Here is an 18,793-nt window from a genome sequence, read left to right as displayed (position 1 = left end):
ACTAGCGCAAGAACCATTTATCATTCATAATTCATCATTGATTGAAGTTCGGCTTCGGCGGGTTCGACCACGATGGCTTTACCGAAGTTGACCAGGAAGAGTAAGACGCCGATAACGGCTACGATACAGCCAATGTATAGAAAAGCCTGTCCGTAACTGATCGACTGCGATTTGAACAGGAAGCCCATCAGCATACCGCCAACGTTGCCGCCTGCACCCACAACGCCCGAGATGACGCCCACAGCTTTGGGGTTTACAAAGGGCACAATGGCATACGTACTGCCGTTCGACATTTTCAGGAACAGCGCGAAGGTGATCATCGCCAGAATCGCCATCGGCAGATTACCCGCCTGAGCGAACAGCATGATGCCAGCACCTTCCAGCACCAACATACCTGCCAGAAGGATTCCTTTACCGCGCATACCGTACTTATTTCCCACTTTATCGGCAACGATACCGCCGAGTGCGCGGGCGAAAATGTTCATGCCGCCAAAGAGCATGGCCCAGAAACCGGCCTGCGTTTCTCCGAGCTTGAAGTTATCGAAAAAGTAGAGCGCAGCCACGCCATCGAACGTAATTTCCATGCCAAAGCAGCAGCCATACGCCAGTGCCAAAGCCCATACACGAATATCAGAAACTGCTTTGCCAAAACTTACTTTTTCAGCCTTTACAGCCGAATAGCTAATTTCGTCCGGTCCGGCGTTCCGGTAATTGCCGTTTGGCGTGTCTTTCGTAAAACGATAATAGATAAACGCCATGATGAGCATCAGGACGCCTGGAAAAATCATGGCTAAGCGCCAGGCTTCGGGCTTCGTGTAGCCAAAACCAACGATCATGGCCATGATAACGGGCATCGCCAATTGGGTGATACCACCGCCCAGGTTACCCCAGCCACCGGCTACGGCATTGGCCGTACCTTTAATTTTTGGCGCAAACATCATCGACGTATGAAATTGCGTGATCACGAACGACGCACCAATGGTACCAATCGCCAGACGGAACAGCAGGAACGTCGTGTAATCGTGCGCCAACCCAACGAACATGACCGGCAATGAGCCCAGTACGAGCAGTGCCGTGTAGGTTTTGCGTGGGCCCCACGTATCGCACAGTTTACCGACAATCAGTCGGGCAAAAATGGTAGCTGATACGGCGGCAATGATGATGTTCCCGATTTGGGGTTTGGTTAAGCCCAGATCAGCGCGGACGGCGGGCATTAGCGGAGCCAGCCCAAACCAGCCAAAAAAGCAGACGAAGAAAGTTAACCACGTAATGTGGAAGGTACGCATCTGAATACCTTTAAAACTGAGCACATTAAGTTTTTCGAGAGGTTTATTAGTCAGTACGTTCATGGTTGTATGCGTTTAGAAAGGCTTGATTATTTTTTAGTCGCGAAAAAGTCTGGGCGAATATTGATCATCAGATACGCCCACGTACCGATTTTGTCTTTCTGATTCATGGTGCCCTGCTTGGTATATTCCAGCGTATTTGTGCCACTCATAATCGCGTAACCAGCCTCTACCGTTGTGAATTTGTTGAGGGAGTAATTGGCGATCAGATCATACTCCATACCCAACTTCGAGGCCAGGGGGGTAGCTGGAGCGGCATCAGGCATTTTGTTGAAGGTCGTGTTGGCCAGTGCGAAATAATGCACATCGAACGTAGTGGTCAGGCGCTTGCCGGTGTATTTAAACTTAAGAAAAGCATCCTGTAAACCGCCAGCCGGTGAGCCCGTACCCACGTAGAAATAATCCATGTAGCCCCAATGACGGTGCGGAGTCCCATAGAGCGGGTCAAATCGGCTGGTTTCACCCGGCTTAATTGTTGCGTCGTTGTTCCCCGAAAGCACTTCGTAACCGGGTCCGGCGCTTAGCGCTCCCCGCTGGAACATCACATTTGCGCCATAGTGATACGCATGTTTGATCTGTAAGCCATCGCGATCTTTGCCGCTCTGTAAATAGCCAAATGCCTGCCAGAGAACTGGTGTTTTTTGACCTGCCTGTCCGATTAACATGGCGCCATACGTAACACGTGAATTCGTACCCATCACATCGTAACGTCTCCCATATACGTAACCGTTGGTGGCGCTACCGATTGAGTCGACTCTGTATTTCTGGAAATCATCTTTGAAGACCAAAGCAGAGAACTTTGTTGTCTTAAACTTGCGCGTCAGGTACGCCATCTGAAACGACTTGAACTGCTGATTCTGACCGTTTGTACTCACCGCATTCGTCACGACCGGCACACCCCCTTTCCCCGTCGTTGGCAAGAAACCAGATGGTATAGCCAACGTAACGTTTTGCGTCGACAAGGCTGATGTCGGTACGTTGGCGGGCGTGTAATACGTACCGGCGACGCCAAACGCATCGGTATTCTGGTTGAAGCCAACGCCCAAATCCAGCGCCCAGCCTTTGTGCTGCGCTTTCAATAAAGCCGCATCAAACCGGCGTCCCTGCTGGAGCCAGTCGAGATTACCCAATAAACGAACATCATCGTAGACAAGCTCCTGACGACCAATTTTCAGGGATAAATAGTCAATAGCTTTTGATTTTATGGTTGTGTCGGCCCGATTTAGCAGAACGATATCGGCCCAGGCTTCGTGTACCATCAGTTTGTTGCCATCGGCGTTGGAAATGGTCGACGCATCCTGTCCCCAGACCCGTACGTCCTGAATAGCAAGGCCGAACGTGACACGATCCATTTTATAGCCAAACGTCAGACGTGCCCGCTGCGACGTAAAAGCCGCCGAAGGAGCGCCCTTTATGGGCAAATTACCCAGTCCACTACGGAGTTCGGTACGGGTACGAAGCTGACCAATTAAGGAAAACTGAGCCTTAACCAGCGGCTGTAATCCTAGTATAAAAATACCCAAAAGCGATAATCGCAGGCGGTAAGATTTCATCATGATTGGTGATTAAGAAGCGAAAATGAATAGTACAGGCAACAGCCTCTCATCCCACGCAAACGTGGTATAAGTCAGGCAAGTAGTAAACGAAGAAGCGCGCGTTGGCCGACAACAATTTGTCGATTCAGTAGAATCGACAGGCCAACCGGAAGGAAAGGCCGGTTTGCTTTACGTATTTTTTTTCATTTTCTTTGAAGCGTTTGTGTTTTTCGCATAGACAACCCTTGTTGAGCCGATCCAAAGGTGTCCCCACACCGGATCGGCTTTTTTTACGGTATTCGGTTCATGGTTTCTGTTTACAGTAGGCTTACACATGAACGCTGACGTGCCAGCCACTGAAAACCATAAACCGAATACTGTAAACCGTTTTAGTAGGTCATTGAAGCACTTCGCAGACACTCCGCCAGATAGGACGGATGCAATGAAACAACTTCGCCAATGATTAGCACAGCGGGCGCCCCCACGCCTTGCTCTGCCACCAACTGTGGAATATTCCAGACCTGACCAATCACGCTCTGTTCATCAGGGCGCGTTCCGTTCTGCACGACTGCCATTGGCAATTGCCCTCGTCCGGCCTGACAATACAGTGCACATATCTCGTTTACTTTACTCAATCCCATCAGCACAATAACCGTCGCTTTCGACTGAACGGCCAGCCGTAGATCATCGGCGAGTTCGCCGTTACGGGTTGTGCCCGTAATGACCCAGAAACTTTCGCTGACTCCCCGGCTCGTAACTGGAATTCCCTGCGAGGCCGCAACCGCAATGCTACTCGATACCCCCGGCACTACGTCGCACGGAATGCCATACTGGCGAGCATAATCAAATTCTTCAAACCCGCGCCCGAATACGTATGGATCGCCCCCTTTGAGCCGAACCACGTGGCCATGTTCCTGCGCCAAACGAACGATTAACGTATTGATTTCTTCCTGCGTGAACGACGCTTTTCCTGCCCGTTTTCCTACGTAGGTCTTCAGCGCCTGTTTGGGTGCAAAATCCAGCAGTGAGTCATTGGCAAGGTCGTCGTATAGAACGGCATCAGCTTGCCGGAGCGCCCTGATCCCTTTTAAGGTGATCAATTCGCCGTCGCCGGGACCCGCCCCCACGAGTGTTAGCTTTGGCTGCATATAGTTACTGAGTTAGAGTTCATAGTGGTATTGTACTATTATACTAAAATACCACTATTTCCCATTTGCCCTTCAAATTTAGAGTCATAATTCTTAAAAACAAGCGTATTTCAAAAAAATATGTTTTAATATCAACTATTAGCCGAATATAAAGCTAGGAATTAAGAAAAATGCCTTTTAATTTTGACATACTCTTATCCGCGTGAACAGAGAAAATTTATTAGATTAATACAATAATTAAACGGGGTTTTCACAATGCTATAGTTATCATTAACTATGAACACAAACACAAACAAGCATGTCGTCGTCATTGGCAATGGCATGGTGGGCTACAAATTCTGCGAAAAGTTGGTAGCCAAACAAAAAAATGGTGGGCGCTTTACACTAACGGTTTTTGGGGAAGAACCACGTGTCGCCTACGATCGCGTTCATTTGAGCGCCTATTTTGCGGGTAAAACAGCCGAGGATTTAACCCTCGCGCCTGCTGACTGGTATGCCGGTAACGGCATCAAGCTCTACCTGACCGATCCGGTGGTCGACATTGACCGGGAGCGGAAAGAAGTACGTTCGCACCACGGCGTGGTAGTACCTTATGACTACCTGATTATGGCTACTGGCTCGGGCGCTTTTGTACCGTCGGTCGCTGGTGTTGAGAAAGACGGCGTTTTCGTGTATCGTACTATCGAAGACCTTGAGCTTATTCAATCATACGCATGTACCGCACGTAAGGGAGCAGTTTTAGGTGGCGGTTTGCTGGGTTTGGAAGCGGCCAAGGCCTTGCTGGATTTAGGTCTGGACGAAGCACACGTAGTAGAATTCGCCCCACGTTTGATGCCCCGGCAAATTGACGACGCAGGTTCGGGCATCTTGCAACGCCAGCTGGAATCGCTGGGGCTAACTATTCACCTCTCGAAAAGCACGCAGGAAATTACCGGAGATGATTGTATCACGGGTATGCAGTTTGCTGATGGCTCCTTATTAGACGTTGATATGCTGGTTATCTCGGCCGGTATTCGTCCCCGCGACGAGCTGGCCAAATCTGCGGGCTTAGATATACATCCGCGCGGGGGCATTATAGTCGATAATTACCTGCAAACATCCGACCCGTCCATTTTTGCCATTGGCGAATGTGCGGTGGCTCATCATATGATTTATGGACTGGTGGCACCGGGTTACGAAATGGCGGAGGTTGTAGCCTCACAACTTATTGGCGAAACCAAAGAGTTTAAGCCGTTCGATATGTCGACCAAGCTTAAACTGATCGGTACGGACGTAGCAAGTTTCGGCGATCCGTTTGCCAGCGAACCGACCTGTCGCACTATCGTTTATGAGAACAAAGCGAAAGGTGTTTATAAACGGATTAACGTATCGGCCGATGGCAAAGCGCTATTGGGTGGCATTCTGGTCGGCGACGCGGAACAGTATAATATGCTATTGCAGACCTGCAAGAACAAAACCATTCTGCCACCTGATCCCGAAGATATAATCTTAGGTTCGCGGGGTGGCGAAGAAGCGGGTGCGGGCGTGATGAGCCTCCCCGACGATGTACTAATCTGCTCCTGCGAAGCCATTACCAAAGCCATGCTCTGCCACGAAATCGGCGAAAATGGTAACGACACAGTTGATAAACTGAAGAAGGCGACCAAAGCCTGTACCGGTTGTGGAGGTTGTACACCGATGGTGAAAGACCTGATTCAGGGCGTGATGAAAGAGAAGGGTGTTTACATCCGCAACATCATCTGCGAGCATTTCGATTACACCCGTCAGGAATTGCTGGACTTGGTCAAAATGAATCGATTGACAACCTACGGAACCGTGCTTGATCAATTCGGGCATGGGGATGGCTGCGAGGTCTGTAAGCCTGCCGTTGCGTCGATTCTGGCGGGACTATGGAACGAGAATATTCTAAAAAAAGACCTCGCTCCTATTCAGGATTCAAATGACCGATTTCTGGCCAATATCCAGAAAGGTGGTACGTACTCGGTTGTTCCGCGCATTCCGGGGGGAGAAATCACGCCCGAAAAGTTGATCGTACTGGGCCAGGTAGGTCAGAAATACGGCCTTTACACGAAAATCACGGGCGGCCAACGTATCGATCTGTTCGGAGCGCACGTGGGCGACCTACCCAAGATCTGGGAAGAATTGATCAACGCCGGTTTTGAAAGTGGACATGCCTATGGCAAATCACTACGTACCGTGAAAAGCTGCGTGGGCAGTACCTGGTGTCGTTACGGCGTTCAGGATTCGGTTTCGTTTGCGATTGAACTCGAAGAGCGGTACAAAGGCCTCCGGTCACCCCACAAGCTTAAATCGGGCGTATCGGGTTGTACGCGTGAATGTGCCGAAGCGCAAAGCAAGGATTTTGGCATTATCGCTACCGAAAAAGGCTGGAACGTATATGTATGCGGCAACGGCGGGACCAAACCGCAACATGCGCAATTGCTGGCCTCCGATGTTGACAAAGAAACGTGCATCCGATTGCTCGATCGATTTCTGATGTTTTACGTAAAAACGGCGGACCCACTCGCCCGCACCGCCACCTGGCTCAACAAAATGGAAGGCGGCATGACCTACCTCAAAGCCGTTGTGATTGACGACGTATTGGGCATTGGCGACGATCTGGAGCGGGAGATGCAACTGATAGTCGATACGTTCAAATGCGAGTGGAAAGAGGTGGTCGAGAGCCCTGAACTCCGCAAACGCTTTACCCACTTTGTAAACGCGCCCGAAGTGAAAGATCCGACAATAGCGTTCGAGCCGATGCGCGATCAGGTCCGCGCGAAAGAATGGGCCTAATCGTATCCACAGGCTTCAGCCCGTGGATACGATCTTATTAACCGATAAACAATCCTGCAATCCAATGGAAACGCTCACACTATATAAAGACGAAATTACCTGGCACGTAGCGTGTCAGGTTGACGATATTCCTGAAAATGGCGGAGCCTGCGCTTTGATCAACGGGCGACAAGTTGCAATTTTTAACTTTGCCCGCCGGGGCGAATGGTATGCCACCGACAACGAATGTCCACACCGACAGCAGATGGCCCTTGGCCGCGGGATGATTGGCAGCCAGGGCGATGAGCCTAAAGTAGCTTGCCCCTTTCACAAACGAACGTTTTCACTCGAAACCGGCAAATGTCTGAATGATGATACGTATCAGATCAATACGTACCCAGTTAAAGTAGATGCCGGATTGGTATACGTAGGTGTTTAATGGTTTATGGGATTGGGTTTATGGCGGTCCATCGCTACGGTGGGCTGGCATAAACCCAATCCCATAAACTGAAAACCAAACTCATGAAGCAACTCGATCAACAGGTAGCCCGCCGGTTAACACGATTTTACGTCATGGCACTCACCGTCATTGCGGTGCTATCCGTGAGCGGGCTACTGTTTATCAGACGTACGATCAGTACGCACTATGCTGACAGCCGGGTGGTGAACGTAGCAGGTCGGCAACGGATGCTGAGTCAGCGTCTTACTAAACTGGCGGTGTTAAGAACAACGGGCCTATCGTCGGCCGACACAGTTTCGTTCGATTCGCTGTTACATAGCTGGAGTCAAACGCATATGCAGTTACGAAACGGGATTCTGGCTATGGAACAAGCGTATATGGTCCGTAAAAGCGCTACGTTGGATAGCATGTTCACGCGCATCGAGCCAGCCTTCCGGTCTATTTACAAAAGCTTCATTCGCATCAATAACCCGCAAACAACGCCTGCCGACCAGCAAAAGGCGCTGCAGATCATTCTTAAGGACGAGCCTGCTTTTCTTCAGCAGATGAACGACATCGTATTTCAGTTCGATACCGAAAGCTTTGGTCGGGTAAAGCAGTTGGAACGTATCGAATGGATCTTAACGATTGCTACGTTACTAACGTTAGTCATTGAAGGACTTTTTATTTTCAGACCTGTAGTAAATTATACGAAGCTCATCATTCATCGACTCGACCGATCAGAGAAGACACTGCAGTTGGTAAATCGAGATTTGGACGTTGCCAATCGGGAATTAGCCGCAACCAATCAAAATCTGGCAGCCTCGAACCGTAAACTCGTTGATACACAGCAGGAATTACTACGTACTACCGAAGAGAAATATCAACTGCAACTGGCCGAAGACACGGTACGGTCGGCGGCTCTACTGGAAGGACAGGAAGAAGAACGACGACGGTTTGCCCGCGAACTTCACGACGGCATCGGTCAGATGCTTACGGGATTGAAACTACACGCCGAAAAACTAAAATCGGTTTCGTTTCCAGACGAAAAACATCGATTGCGGTTCGCCGAACTCTGCGACATGATCGCGGATACGATTCAAACGACCCGGCAGGTTTCTTACAACCTGATGCCGTCCACTTTGAGTGACTTTGGCTTAGGCCCAACGTTGCAGTTACTGGCCGAGCAGACAACCCGATCAGCCGGAATCGACGTTCTTTTTGAGGGAAATCGGGACGGCGAACGACTGAGTCCGGCTATGGAAATCGGTCTGTATCGCATTGCCCAGGAGGCTCTGCACAATGCCATTAAATATGCCGAGGCTAAAACAATACAGATTAACTTGCAACAGAACCCTGACAAACTCGTATTATTAGTTTCCGACAATGGAAAAGGGTTCTCAGTAAAGACTCCATCCAAGGTAGATAAGCCGTTGCCAATGGTAAACGGGCTGGAAAACATGCGGACGCGGTCCCGGCTGCTCAACGGCGAATTAACTATTGTATCGAAGCCTAAAAAAGGAACAACCGTTACTGTTACCGTTAATTTATCATAAGATTTACACCATAGCTATGTCCATACGAATTCTTATTGCCGACGACCATTCTGTGGTTAGAAAAGGGGTTCGGATGTTATTGGAAGATGAAACCGACATTCAAATTATAGGCGAAGCGGCCGATGGCGACGAAGCCATTGACATGCTGGCAGATATACAGCCCGATGTCCTGTTGCTGGATATAACGATGCCCCGTATGTCGGGGATTGATGCGCTAAAAGTAATCTCTCAGCAATATCCCAAAGTGCGCACACTAATGTTCAGCATGCACAACAATCCGGACTATATTCTGAAAGCTGTGCAGAATGGGGCAGCCGGTTACCTCCTGAAAGACACGGGTTTAGAAGAAATTCTGCGGGCTGTTCGCAGCGTAGTCAAAGGAGATTTGTACTATCCACCGAATGCTTCCTCGGTAATTATCCGGCATCTGGTTATTCCTAATAATCCCCGGCAAACTGAGGAAATAAACTACAAACTTAAACCATCGTCGTCCATCTGGAATAAAATAACCTCTCGGGAAGCGCAGATTCTGACCTGCCTGATTGACGGCATGAGCAGCCAGGCTATAGCCGACCGACTTGGTATCAGTCCTAACACCGTAGCAAACCAACGGGCAAGCATTATGCGCAAAGTAGGGGTTAAAAATACGGTTGACCTGATTCGTATAGCCTTGCAGGAGAAAAGTAAAAACTAGCGAGAGGATAGTCAGACTTTGATGATCACATTCTTCCGGTACATCCACCAGAGAATTCCAAACCAGATCAGCACGAAAGTTAACGCACCCGCCAAAGACGCATTTTTGGGGTCAGTAAAAGGTGGCGCGATGAATGTTCGATACAGGTATTCTTTCGAACCGATTTCAGTACCATCCGGCTGGGAAATTTGAATCAGGTTCATAATTCGCGGAATCATCCCCGACAGAAAAAATACCGTGATGGCATTAACGCCAAATGCCACGAATGGCAAAATACCTCGTCTGTAGTTCTGAACATCAATGAGCCAGTAACACAGCGCAAGCCCAAGCATGGCTAATCCGCCTGCCAGCAATACGTATGAGCTGGTCCAGAGGGCTTTATTTATTGGAAAGAACCCGTCCCAGATCAAGCCCCCAAGTGTCACCAGACAACCGACCGCAAAAAGCCAGGCTATTTTTTCCGCAACCGGTCGAGCACTGCGTAGCCACGTTCCGGTCAGCATACCGATAATTCCCGTACCAATAGCGGGTAGCGTACTCAACAACCCTTCAGGATCCCAGACTTTAGCCACTTTGTAAACGTGCGCTGGCATTATAATCGTCCGGTCAATCCAGGCGGCCAGATTGGTGGTGGGTTCGAGGTTCGCAAAACCTACGCCCGGCACGGGTACTACGGTCATCAGTAGCCAATAACCAACCAGTATCCCACAGAGAATGTACAACTGCTGACGGGAGGTCGTTTTCAGGAAAATGAGTGAACAGGCCAGATAAACCAGCGCGATTCGCTGCAACACGCCCGGAATACGCACCGTTGTGATGTCGAACTTCGGAAAGAAGTTCAGAAAGAATCCCAGTAGAAACAGCGTCGCACTACGTCGCACGATCTTTCCAATTATCCCCTTTTTCCTTACTCCAGGCTCGAGGCTCCTTGCTCCATCTAACGCAAACGTAATCGACACCCCGACAATAAACAGGAAGAAGGGAAAAATCAGATCCGTAGGCGTCCATCCATTCCAGGGCGCGTGTTCGAGCGGTGCATAAATATGCGCCCAGTCGCCGGGATTGTTGACCAGCACCATGGCCGCTACCGTCAGACCGCGAAAGAAATCGAGTGAGAGCAGGCGACTAGAACTACTTTCAGGACGTAGCTTACTGACAGAATGTGTCGAAACGGAAGATTGCATAGAGGCCGGAAAGGTTTCTCTAATGTACACTGGTAAGGCGAGTTAGTCAACCAAACACCTTCGCCAGCTTTTTCTCTAAATCATTTTCTAGTTTCAACAAGCCTTCCGCATTTGGCAGGTAGGTTAGCGCCCTATGATGGCGTAGATCAAATGGAATGTCGCTGGTTGATTGCGTAATAGGAATCACCAGTTTTCCGAGTGTATGCGCGACGCCTGTTTCGTAGAATACGTTGGGGTTTCGATCCGTAAAATCAGTAATGACAGCTTTCGATGTAAAAATCAGATCAAATATATCCTGAATCAGAATGCTATTATCCCAGATATCGTCGGCCCGTTTGCAATCGATGCCCAGTTTTGCACATACATTTTTAATCGCCGAATAAGTGCCAGAAAATTTACTTTCAAATGGCATCATCACGGATAATACGTTCGATTCAACAACCTTATCCGGAATCCGAAATACGTCGGGAGCGAACGTAATAACTCGTTCCGGCCGAATGGCCTGCACCGTTGACACAAAGTCTGAAATTTCTCGAATTGGGCGAATAAATGTAGCCTTTTTTGCCTCAACAAACCGCTCTATTTCGTATAAATTACTGTGGCTTTCGCTAATCAATTTTGACAGGACTTGTAAGCTATTACCTTCATAATCATCGTCTTTAAAGTCTAAACTGCGTAGCAGCCGCGGATGATCTTCAATCAACTCGACACTATCGGTCAGATAACCAACTTTGATCCAGTCGGATTTCGTAAAATGATCCTGAATAAACTCGTGTAAGGCAAAAAGCCTTAGTGTTTTTTGCTTCGTTTGTCTTGTCATAATGTCAGTTGAGCGCAGAAACAATAATACAACTATTATATAATTATGCAATTATATTCAATTTTTATATTATATTTAATAATTGACAGAATTTTTAACTACGCAAAAAAGCCACTCTCCATTGTGAGAGTGGCTTACATAAAGGCTAAGGGATGTTTAGTATATCATTAAAGCTTCCAGCGCACGAAGGCTTCCATTGCTTCATATTCGGCTAAACCGAGTCGATTGTAAATTTCAGCCGTGCCACGATTGCGTTCTTCAGCCCGTTGCCAGAACTCCCGCGAATCGGTTCCCTGATACACGACGCCGTCTTTTTGAGATTGGTGCTTGAAAATACCCAACCGCTTTTTCATAACCTGATCAGGCGACATCGGTACGGCCATTTCAATTTCGCTCACGTCCCACTCAGCCCAGGCACCCCGATACAGCCAGATCCAGCAATCTTTCATGAAGTCCTTGTCTTTCAGGCGACGTACCGATTCCAGCACCGCGTCCAGACAAACTTTGTGTGTACCATGGGGATCGGCAAGATCCCCGGCTGCATAGATCTGATGCGGCCTGATTTCTTCAATCAGCGCCATCGTAATCTGAATATCTTCTTCGCTCAATGGTTTTTTAGCCACGGTTCCGGTCTCATAGAACGGCATGTTCAGGAAATGTGCATTCGCCACCGGAATACCCACAAACCGACAGGTGGATTTTGCTTCACCCATCCGAATCAGCCCCTTCACGTAGCGGACTTCGGCAGTGTCCATTTCGCTGTCTTTCTTCTCACGTAACGAGTCAGCCGCGTCCCGGAAAATACGGGTTGCTTCGGGACTATCAATGCCAAATTTGGCATTGAAATCTACTACGTAGTCAGCAAAGCGTAACGCTTCGTCATCGGCTACAGCAATGTTGCCCGACGTCTGATACCCGACGTGAACCTCGTGGCCCTGATCGCGTAGCCGCTGGAATGTACCTCCCATCGAGATAATATCATCATCGGGATGAGGACTGAAAATCAGGCAACGTTTATGAGCCGGTTCAGCCCGTTCGGGACGGTTCGTATCATCGGCATTGGGTTTACCCCCCGGCCAACCCGTAATTGTATGCTGAAGTTGATTAAAAACGTCAATATTTATGTCGTAGGCCTGACCATACTGAGCCAGCAGGTCGCTCATTCCATTGTCGTTGTAATCGCGGTCCGTCAGTTTAAGAATCGGCTTATTTAGTGTCAACGATAGATACGTGACAGCCTTTTTCTTCATCTTATTGTCCCACTCAACCGAATCCACCAGCCAGGGCGTTTTCATGCGGGTCAACTCCGAAGCGGCTGCCTGGTCAATAACAAATAAGGCATTTGGATGCGTTTGCAGGTACGAGGCCGGGTTTAGCTCGGTAACCAATCCCTCAACCGCACCCCGGATAACAGGCGCTTTACGCTCCCCCCATGCCAATAACACCACTCGCCGGGCACCCAATATACTTGCTACCCCCATCGTAATTGCCTTACGGGGCGTTTTGGGCAATCCTCCAAAATCCACTGAAGCCGCTGCCCGCGTCGAATTGTCGAGCATCATCAAACGGGTATGTGAGTTAATGAGCGAACCCGGTTCATTGAACCCTATATGACCGTTACCACCGATACCCAGCAGTTGGAAATCCAGCCCGCCCGCGGCTTCGATAGCCGCTTCATACTGCCGGGCAAACTCGCCGACTTTATCCGTTTGGAGAGTTCCATCGGGGACATGATAATTCCCCTGTGGAATGTCAACGTGATCGAACAGTTGCTCCTTCATGAACCGCCAGTAACTCTGCAAAGAATCTGGCTCCATTGGATAATATTCGTCCAGATTGAATGAGACGACATTCCGGAAGCTCAACCCTTCTTCACGATGCATGCGAATTAACTCAGCGTAAACCGTTTTAGGCGATGAACCTGTTGCCAGACCCAACACGCAGGGTTTGCCTTCATTCTGTTTCTGGCGAATTAAACTGGCAATTTCCTGCGCTACCGCCCGCGACGCATCTTTCGCATCCGCATAGATGTGTGTAGGGATTTTTTCGTACGTGATAGCCGATTGAATAGGACCACCGCTGGACAAAGTTCCGGGTGCAGAATCGCCAGTTATCTGGCCATCCGAGGTATCAAATAAGGTTGACTCCGTAATCATGCGCTGTGCAGAGAAGAGTTGGTAAGACTCGGCAAATGTCGCAAAAAATCAGAGAGTTCACATGGTTTAAAGTAGTCGTTTGCGGTGACAGAACTACATTTTTAATTTTTTTTATTAACTATGATTTTAATCAAGCCTTTACTATAGGGATTGACGGGCCATTTGGTCAGCCACCATGGCTGTTTCGAGTGAGTTTAGCCCATTCGATTCATTAATAATACGATGTACATCGGGGTAATGAATCGCATTTACCTGATCGCGGAACATAAGCCGGAGTAGTTCGCTATAGAGATGCTGTTTTTCGTCGCCAAATCCGAAGCGTATTTCAATCTGCTGGTACGCATCAAATTCCTTGTGACGACCCCGTAGCGGCCGATCCTCCCCACTGACATTAGCGGTTACGTTCAACTGTGCTCCGGGAAAAAGATTCATCAACGCGCGGGTCGTTTCTTCGTCGACCACACAACGCATAATCATACGGGTTGGTACCCACTCAAAAAGGGTAATATCGCCCTGCTCAAAAAGTAAGCGCATTTCCTGACGATCCATACGACCCGTTTGCGTGAAGCCGTGATAGAAATTAACCAGCTTACGGCCCGTTTCATCATCGCCGTACTCGACAATAGCCTGCACCTGGTCTTCAATATCAGCACTGTTCGGGCGCTTTATGACCTGTGCAGCTTTCACGGTACCTTCACCAAGCCAACCAGCAAACATATCGAAGAAGTGAACGCCATGTTCAATAAATATCCCTCCGCTTTTGCTACGGTCCCAGAACCAGTGTTCGGGCAAAAGCCCTTCGTCGCCCGCGTAATTCTCGAAATAACCGTGCAAAAAATCGCCCAGCAATTTCTTATCAATCAGGTGCTTTATGCGCGCAAACATGGGGTTGTACCGCTGCATCAGGTTCGTAACCATTAGCAGGCCCTTTTCCTTCGCCAGTGCCAGCATTTCGGCACCCTGCTTGGGATTCATTGCCAGCGGCTTTTCGCAGATGACATGCTTTCCCGCATTCAGCGCCAGCATAGCCTGCTCATAATGCATGAACGGGGGGGTGGCAATATAAACCAGATCTACTTGAGGGTGATTAACCAATTCGTCAAGAGTACCCAGTTGTTCAGCTCCGAATCGCTTGGCGGTGGTGATCGCTTCTTGGCGTTTCGAGCCCGCAATAGCGATTAATTTCGTATGCGGTGTCTGTAAGAATTGCTGTACTGCGAACAGGCCAAAACCGCCCATTCCAATAACGCCAATACCAATTTCGCGATTCTCCAACTCGTTTGTTTCCATACTGCTTGGGGTTGTATCCATGGAAACAACAGTATGCGGCCTACTTATGTTAGAAGGAGTTCGTTCTGGCACTACGTTAACCAGCGCTGCTAGCGTAGCTTTCTCGTCCAGTAAATCATCGGTTTAGGTGTTTCAACAGCCTCATGGCGGTCGAGCCAGGTAAAGGTAGTTTGCAGAGTAGTATCCCGTTGATAACCTCGTTTAGTCCAGAATTCATCGAGAGGTTGATAGTTATCGGGACGTAGCGGATAGTCATCAGGTCGCTGAACGGCGCAGAAACAGGCAGTTGTATATTGCTCGAACTGACGGGCATGCGCTTCTCGCTCATCGAAAAATCGATGTCCGAAACCCTGCCCCCGATAGGCAGGCAGCAGGATGCTTTCACCAAGATAAAAAACCGTATCCAGATCGTAGCCCCGTTCCCGAAAGGGTTGCTGCACCTCATCAGTCTCGTCCAGCAAGGGCAGTGCTGTTGTAGCACCAACCATCAGGTCGCCGTCGTAGGCTGCAAACAGGAACGATCGCTCAGACTGAGCATAGGTTTCCAGATAGCTTTTTTCGTAAGCAATCGACCCTTCGTAGAGGTAAGGAAAATCTCGAAACACCGCGATACGCAGCGCGGCTAAATCGTCGAAAATAGTCTCGAACGCCCGACCCGTAAGTCGGACGAATGTAAGTGGCGAAGGTTCTGACAAGATCTTATTTGTTACTTAAAACCAGCGACTCCCAGAGCGGCAGATTGTAATACGTAGTGATTCGGATGATTTGACCATCCGCCACCTCCAGAAACGCACCGGCAGGCAGTACGTAGGTCTGGCCCGTAGCAGGCGGCAAATCACCATCGGTGCTCTTATAAACACCGTTGACAACAAACTCGCAGGCAACACGACGGTCGGTCGGTTCCGTCATAATCACCATGTCGGTTAGCGTTTCGTCGTAGCAGTCGTCCATGTGCTGCACAAATTGACTGAACAGATCTTTGCCAACGCGCGTAGCTCCCTGATTGCTGTCGTGTTGAATGTCGTCATGAACAAGGCTGAGCATCGTATCCCAGTCCTTTTTGTTAAAGGCGTTGTAGTAAGCGGCAACCGTATCGAGCGAAGTCATGAAAGAACGTTTATAGATTCAGCGGACAAAGATAAAGCATCCAGCTGTAGCCAGATACGTATCACACATTCCATTAGAGACGATTCGATTGGCCAATTACCCCGAAATTCAACGCATGTAAGGGCTTTCGCCTTGAAAAGTATCGGTTTATCTTATTAACTTTCGGTACCAATACCGTTCACTATGGCTTCGGTAAAACAGACAATTAACAAACAAGCGCACCCATTGGATCAAATATGGGTAAGCATTCCCGACGGTTACTGTTTGACGTAGAGAAAGCTTACTATTTTTTATCGTTTTCTGGAACGAGAAATCTCAGGTTTGACTTATCAAAAAGTTCAGGATTTACTGTTCCTGGGAACGACAGACTATCACAATACAAAACAGATGCCTACCACTACGGTTATAAACGAAAGGTAGTATAACGGATCTATCCATGAAAGAAATAACCCGCATCGTTGAGGTTTTTGAGCAAATTGATTTTACAGAGCGCAAGGCCGCCCTGGCAACCGTCGTTTGGGTCGAAGGATCATCCTATCGTCGGCCAGGTGCGCGGATGCTCATTACCGACGATGGTCGCTGGGAAGGTGCCATTAGTGGTGGCTGCCTGGAAGGAGATGCCCTACGCAAGGCTCGTCAGGTTATGCGTGATGGCTCGCCATTGGTTGTTACGTATGATACAATGGACGACGGCGCCAACAGCTTCGGTGTGGGATTAGGCTGTAATGGCATTATTGACGTATTGATCGAACCTATCGATCCTTCTAGCCCTACGAATCCGGTTTCATTGCTACAGGAATTTATTCAGAAACGCGATGTTCGGGCGCTGGCCACGGTGCTAAAAAGCGCCGAAACCACGGGGTTAACGCCCGGAAACCGATTTATCCTGACCGAACAAACTACCGCATCGATTCCCGACTGGCTACAGAGCGATATGCATAGCGTATTCAGCACAGGAAAGCCATTAACCCAAACGTATTCTGTTTTGTCCGGAGATGTCGAGGTATTCATCGAGCGAATAGACCCTGGCATTGAACTGGTCATTTTTGGCGCGGGCTACGACGTTATTTCCGTAGCAAAATTGGCTCGCGACCTTGGCTGGCAGGTAACCGTCACCGATGATTGCATTGCCCATCTATCGCCAAAACGATTCCCGGTTGCCACATGCGTATTATATGCTGATCGTGAAGTTGTTATTGACAAACTGACGATCACAAATCGGACAGCCGCGGTGCTTATGTCGCACAACTTCAACTACGACAAAGCCGTATTGAAAGCTTTATTGGCGACCGAAACCCCCTACATTGGCATGCTTGGGCCGCGCAAACGGTTCGATAAAATGCAGGCCGAATTTGAGAAAGACGGACTCTATTTTAGTGAAGAAGCTTTAAGTCGGGTTCATGCACCAATCGGCCTGGATCTAGGTGCTGAAACGCCCGATGAAATCGCGTTGTCGATTATGGCCGAAATAAAAGCGTTCTTCACGAAAGGGTCAGGCGGCTTCCTGAAAGATAAAACGGGCCCTATTCATGAACGGCTTTCGGGTAATGTACCCAATCATACCCGACAAATGGACGTAGTAAGTAGTGGTCTGGAGGCATGACTATTGCCACCATTATTTTAGCGGCTGGCGGGTCAACTCGTTTAGGCGGGCAACCGAAGCAACTACTTATTCAGGATGGTCAACCGCTAATTCGACGTATCGTCGATGCCGCGCTTTCCATTCAGGTTGGTCCAGTGATTGTTGTACTGGGGGGCAATGAAGAGCTGATTCGTCAGGAAATTAATGACCCTCGTTTAATTACATCCGTCAACCCAGAATGGCAGGACGGATTAGCCTCGTCCATACGAGTTGGTTTATCCATGTTGTCCGATGAACCGGTTGATGCTTTTTTAATTGTGCTGACCGATCAACCCTACGTCACCGCTGATTTGCTCCGGCAGCTAATCGCTATCCAACAAAAAACTGGTCGGGGCATTGTTGCCTGCCGCTATGGCGAATCCGGGCATCTGGGCGTCCCAGCCCTGTTCGATATTCGTTATAAAGGTGAATTTTTACACTTGACGGGTGATGTGGGTGCCCGCAAACTCATTCAACTATACCAAAACGATTGCGCCGAAATCTCTTTCCCCCTGGCAGCCATTGACCTCGATACGTGGGCGGATGTGGAGAGCTGGCGTGGGGCAAAGGGCATGGGGCATGGTGGGCAAAGCAATTAAATTCCACATTTTTTTATTTTCCACGCATCTTCCTCCATGCCCCCTGCACCTTGCCCCCTGCCACTAACTTCGTACCTTTGCGGTTGAAATGGCCCGACTCTTATCAATTGACTATGGTGCAAAGCGCACCGGTATTGCCGTAACCGATCCGTTGCAACTCATTGCAACGGCCCTGGAGATGGTGCCTTCGCACGAGGTTCTGAAGTTTCTGAAAGCCTACGTAGCGCGGGAGCCGGTCGAAGCGTTCATTGTCGGATTGCCGAAAGGGTTAGATGGAGCCGACACAGACAATACGGCCCGTGTACGGAAATTTGTAACGCATTTGCAGAATGCACTACCTGATATTCCGGTTTATTGGCATGACGAACGCTTTACGTCGGTAATGGCTCTGCAAGCCATGATTGCCAACGGAAGCACAAAAAAAGATCGACGAGAGAAAGGCAACATTGATAAAGTCAGCGCGGCTATTATTCTTCAGTCATATATGGAAAGTAAAAGAATGATAAATGATAAATGATGAATG

Annotated in this window: 16 protein-coding genes; 7 read left to right on the top strand and 9 right to left on the bottom strand. The window is 49.0% G+C overall.

All coding sequences use genetic code 11. From position 1 onward, the window contains the following. Positions 1-20: 20 nt before the first annotated feature. The 3 genes from BM202_RS09570 to cobA form a co-directional block, all read right to left on the bottom strand. On the bottom strand, positions 21-1,349 hold the full coding sequence (locus tag BM202_RS09570; protein ID WP_093825381.1) for a NarK family nitrate/nitrite MFS transporter: 1,329 nt from the start codon (positions 1,347-1,349) through the stop codon (positions 21-23). A 26-nt stretch (positions 1,350-1,375) separates the two neighbouring features. Continuing rightward, positions 1,376-2,899, bottom strand: coding sequence for an alginate export family protein (locus BM202_RS09565; protein ID WP_177236567.1), 1,524 nt, complete (start codon positions 2,897-2,899; stop codon positions 1,376-1,378). Positions 2,900-3,270: 371 nt separating this feature from the next. Next, the gene (gene cobA / locus BM202_RS09560; RefSeq protein WP_093825378.1) at positions 3,271-4,029 is read right to left on the bottom strand and encodes a uroporphyrinogen-III C-methyltransferase; all 759 of its coding nucleotides are present in this window, start codon (positions 4,027-4,029) and stop codon (positions 3,271-3,273) included. A gap of 276 nt (positions 4,030-4,305) precedes the next feature. On the opposite strand from cobA, the gene nirB reads away from it, so the two are divergent. From nirB to BM202_RS09540, 4 genes are all read left to right on the top strand, one after another. Then, positions 4,306-6,825: a nitrite reductase large subunit NirB gene (gene nirB / locus BM202_RS09555; RefSeq protein WP_093825376.1), complete on the top strand. Its 2,520-nt coding sequence runs from the start codon at positions 4,306-4,308 to the stop codon at positions 6,823-6,825. 64 nt (positions 6,826-6,889) lie between these two features. Further along, positions 6,890-7,243, top strand: a complete 354-nt coding sequence (gene nirD, locus BM202_RS09550) for a nitrite reductase small subunit NirD (protein ID WP_093825374.1) — start codon at positions 6,890-6,892, stop codon at positions 7,241-7,243. An 83-nt stretch (positions 7,244-7,326) separates the two neighbouring features. Beyond that, positions 7,327-8,799, top strand: a complete 1,473-nt coding sequence (locus tag BM202_RS09545; RefSeq protein WP_093825372.1) for an ATP-binding protein — start codon at positions 7,327-7,329, stop codon at positions 8,797-8,799. A gap of 16 nt (positions 8,800-8,815) precedes the next feature. Continuing rightward, the gene (locus BM202_RS09540; protein ID WP_093825370.1) at positions 8,816-9,493 is read left to right on the top strand and encodes a response regulator transcription factor; all 678 of its coding nucleotides are present in this window, start codon (positions 8,816-8,818) and stop codon (positions 9,491-9,493) included. A gap of 11 nt (positions 9,494-9,504) precedes the next feature. On the opposite strand, the gene BM202_RS09535 is transcribed toward BM202_RS09540, so the two are convergent. From BM202_RS09535 to BM202_RS09510, 6 genes are all read right to left on the bottom strand, one after another. Continuing rightward, the gene (locus tag BM202_RS09535; RefSeq protein ID WP_093825368.1) at positions 9,505-10,677 is read right to left on the bottom strand and encodes an acyltransferase family protein; all 1,173 of its coding nucleotides are present in this window, start codon (positions 10,675-10,677) and stop codon (positions 9,505-9,507) included. A 46-nt stretch (positions 10,678-10,723) separates the two neighbouring features. Further along, complete coding sequence (locus BM202_RS09530; RefSeq protein WP_093825366.1) at positions 10,724-11,497, bottom strand: hypothetical protein; 774 nt, start codon at positions 11,495-11,497, stop codon at positions 10,724-10,726. Positions 11,498-11,664: 167 nt separating this feature from the next. Further along, the gene (gene nagB, locus BM202_RS09525) at positions 11,665-13,653 is read right to left on the bottom strand and encodes a glucosamine-6-phosphate deaminase (RefSeq protein ID WP_093825364.1); all 1,989 of its coding nucleotides are present in this window, start codon (positions 13,651-13,653) and stop codon (positions 11,665-11,667) included. Between the two features lie 141 nt (positions 13,654-13,794). Continuing rightward, positions 13,795-14,964 carry a Gfo/Idh/MocA family protein gene (locus BM202_RS09520; protein ID WP_245776602.1) on the bottom strand — a complete coding sequence of 390 codons (1,170 nt, stop codon included), beginning with the start codon at positions 14,962-14,964 and terminating at the stop codon, positions 13,795-13,797. Positions 14,965-15,032: 68 nt separating this feature from the next. After that, on the bottom strand, positions 15,033-15,638 hold the full coding sequence (locus tag BM202_RS09515) for a GNAT family N-acetyltransferase (protein WP_177236551.1): 606 nt from the start codon (positions 15,636-15,638) through the stop codon (positions 15,033-15,035). Between the two features lie 4 nt (positions 15,639-15,642). Then, positions 15,643-16,050: a ketosteroid isomerase-related protein gene (locus BM202_RS09510; protein ID WP_093825360.1), complete on the bottom strand. Its 408-nt coding sequence runs from the start codon at positions 16,048-16,050 to the stop codon at positions 15,643-15,645. A gap of 436 nt (positions 16,051-16,486) precedes the next feature. Between BM202_RS09510 and BM202_RS09505 the strand changes: the two genes are divergently transcribed. From BM202_RS09505 to ruvX, 3 genes are all read left to right on the top strand, one after another. Further along, positions 16,487-17,653 (top strand): XdhC family protein, encoded by a 1,167-nt coding sequence (locus BM202_RS09505; protein ID WP_093825358.1) that lies wholly within the window; start codon positions 16,487-16,489, stop codon positions 17,651-17,653. Further along, positions 17,650-18,270 carry a nucleotidyltransferase family protein gene (locus tag BM202_RS09500; RefSeq protein WP_093825356.1) on the top strand — a complete coding sequence of 207 codons (621 nt, stop codon included), beginning with the start codon at positions 17,650-17,652 and terminating at the stop codon, positions 18,268-18,270. Before BM202_RS09505 ends, BM202_RS09500 begins: the two co-directional genes overlap by 4 nt. 88 nt (positions 18,271-18,358) lie before the next feature. Then, the gene (gene ruvX, locus BM202_RS09495) at positions 18,359-18,787 is read left to right on the top strand and encodes a Holliday junction resolvase RuvX (protein ID WP_093825354.1); all 429 of its coding nucleotides are present in this window, start codon (positions 18,359-18,361) and stop codon (positions 18,785-18,787) included. Positions 18,788-18,793: the final 6 nt, after the last annotated feature.

The organism is Spirosoma endophyticum (assembly GCF_900112365.1).
Classification (GTDB): Bacteria; Bacteroidota; Bacteroidia; order Cytophagales; family Spirosomataceae; genus Spirosoma; species Spirosoma endophyticum.
Note: the sequence above shows the minus strand (reverse complement) of the source record. Positions and strands in the feature narration are given on the sequence as shown.

Bases quoted from the DNA above. Each gene is read 5' to 3' on its own strand.
- ruvX (WP_093825354.1), top strand. From the start codon at position 18,359: ATGGCCCGACTCTTATCAATTGACTATGGTGCAAAGCGCACCGGTATT.
- BM202_RS09565 (WP_177236567.1), bottom strand. From the start codon at position 2,899: ATGAAATCTTACCGCCTGCGATTATCGCTTTTGGGTATTTTTATACTA.
- nagB (WP_093825364.1), bottom strand. From the start codon at position 13,653: ATGATTACGGAGTCAACCTTATTTGATACCTCGGATGGCCAGATAACT.
- nirB (WP_093825376.1), top strand. From the start codon at position 4,306: ATGAACACAAACACAAACAAGCATGTCGTCGTCATTGGCAATGGCATG.
- BM202_RS09535 (WP_093825368.1), bottom strand. From the start codon at position 10,677: ATGCAATCTTCCGTTTCGACACATTCTGTCAGTAAGCTACGTCCTGAA.
- BM202_RS09540 (WP_093825370.1), top strand. From the start codon at position 8,816: ATGTCCATACGAATTCTTATTGCCGACGACCATTCTGTGGTTAGAAAA.
- BM202_RS09530 (WP_093825366.1), bottom strand. From the start codon at position 11,497: ATGACAAGACAAACGAAGCAAAAAACACTAAGGCTTTTTGCCTTACAC.
- cobA (WP_093825378.1), bottom strand. From the start codon at position 4,029: ATGCAGCCAAAGCTAACACTCGTGGGGGCGGGTCCCGGCGACGGCGAA.
- nirD (WP_093825374.1), top strand. From the start codon at position 6,890: ATGGAAACGCTCACACTATATAAAGACGAAATTACCTGGCACGTAGCG.
- BM202_RS09505 (WP_093825358.1), top strand. From the start codon at position 16,487: ATGAAAGAAATAACCCGCATCGTTGAGGTTTTTGAGCAAATTGATTTT.
- BM202_RS09520 (WP_245776602.1), bottom strand. From the start codon at position 14,964: ATGGATACAACCCCAAGCAGTATGGAAACAAACGAGTTGGAGAATCGC.
- BM202_RS09510 (WP_093825360.1), bottom strand. From the start codon at position 16,050: ATGACTTCGCTCGATACGGTTGCCGCTTACTACAACGCCTTTAACAAA.
- BM202_RS09570 (WP_093825381.1), bottom strand. From the start codon at position 1,349: ATGAACGTACTGACTAATAAACCTCTCGAAAAACTTAATGTGCTCAGT.
- BM202_RS09500 (WP_093825356.1), top strand. From the start codon at position 17,650: ATGACTATTGCCACCATTATTTTAGCGGCTGGCGGGTCAACTCGTTTA.
- BM202_RS09545 (WP_093825372.1), top strand. From the start codon at position 7,327: ATGAAGCAACTCGATCAACAGGTAGCCCGCCGGTTAACACGATTTTAC.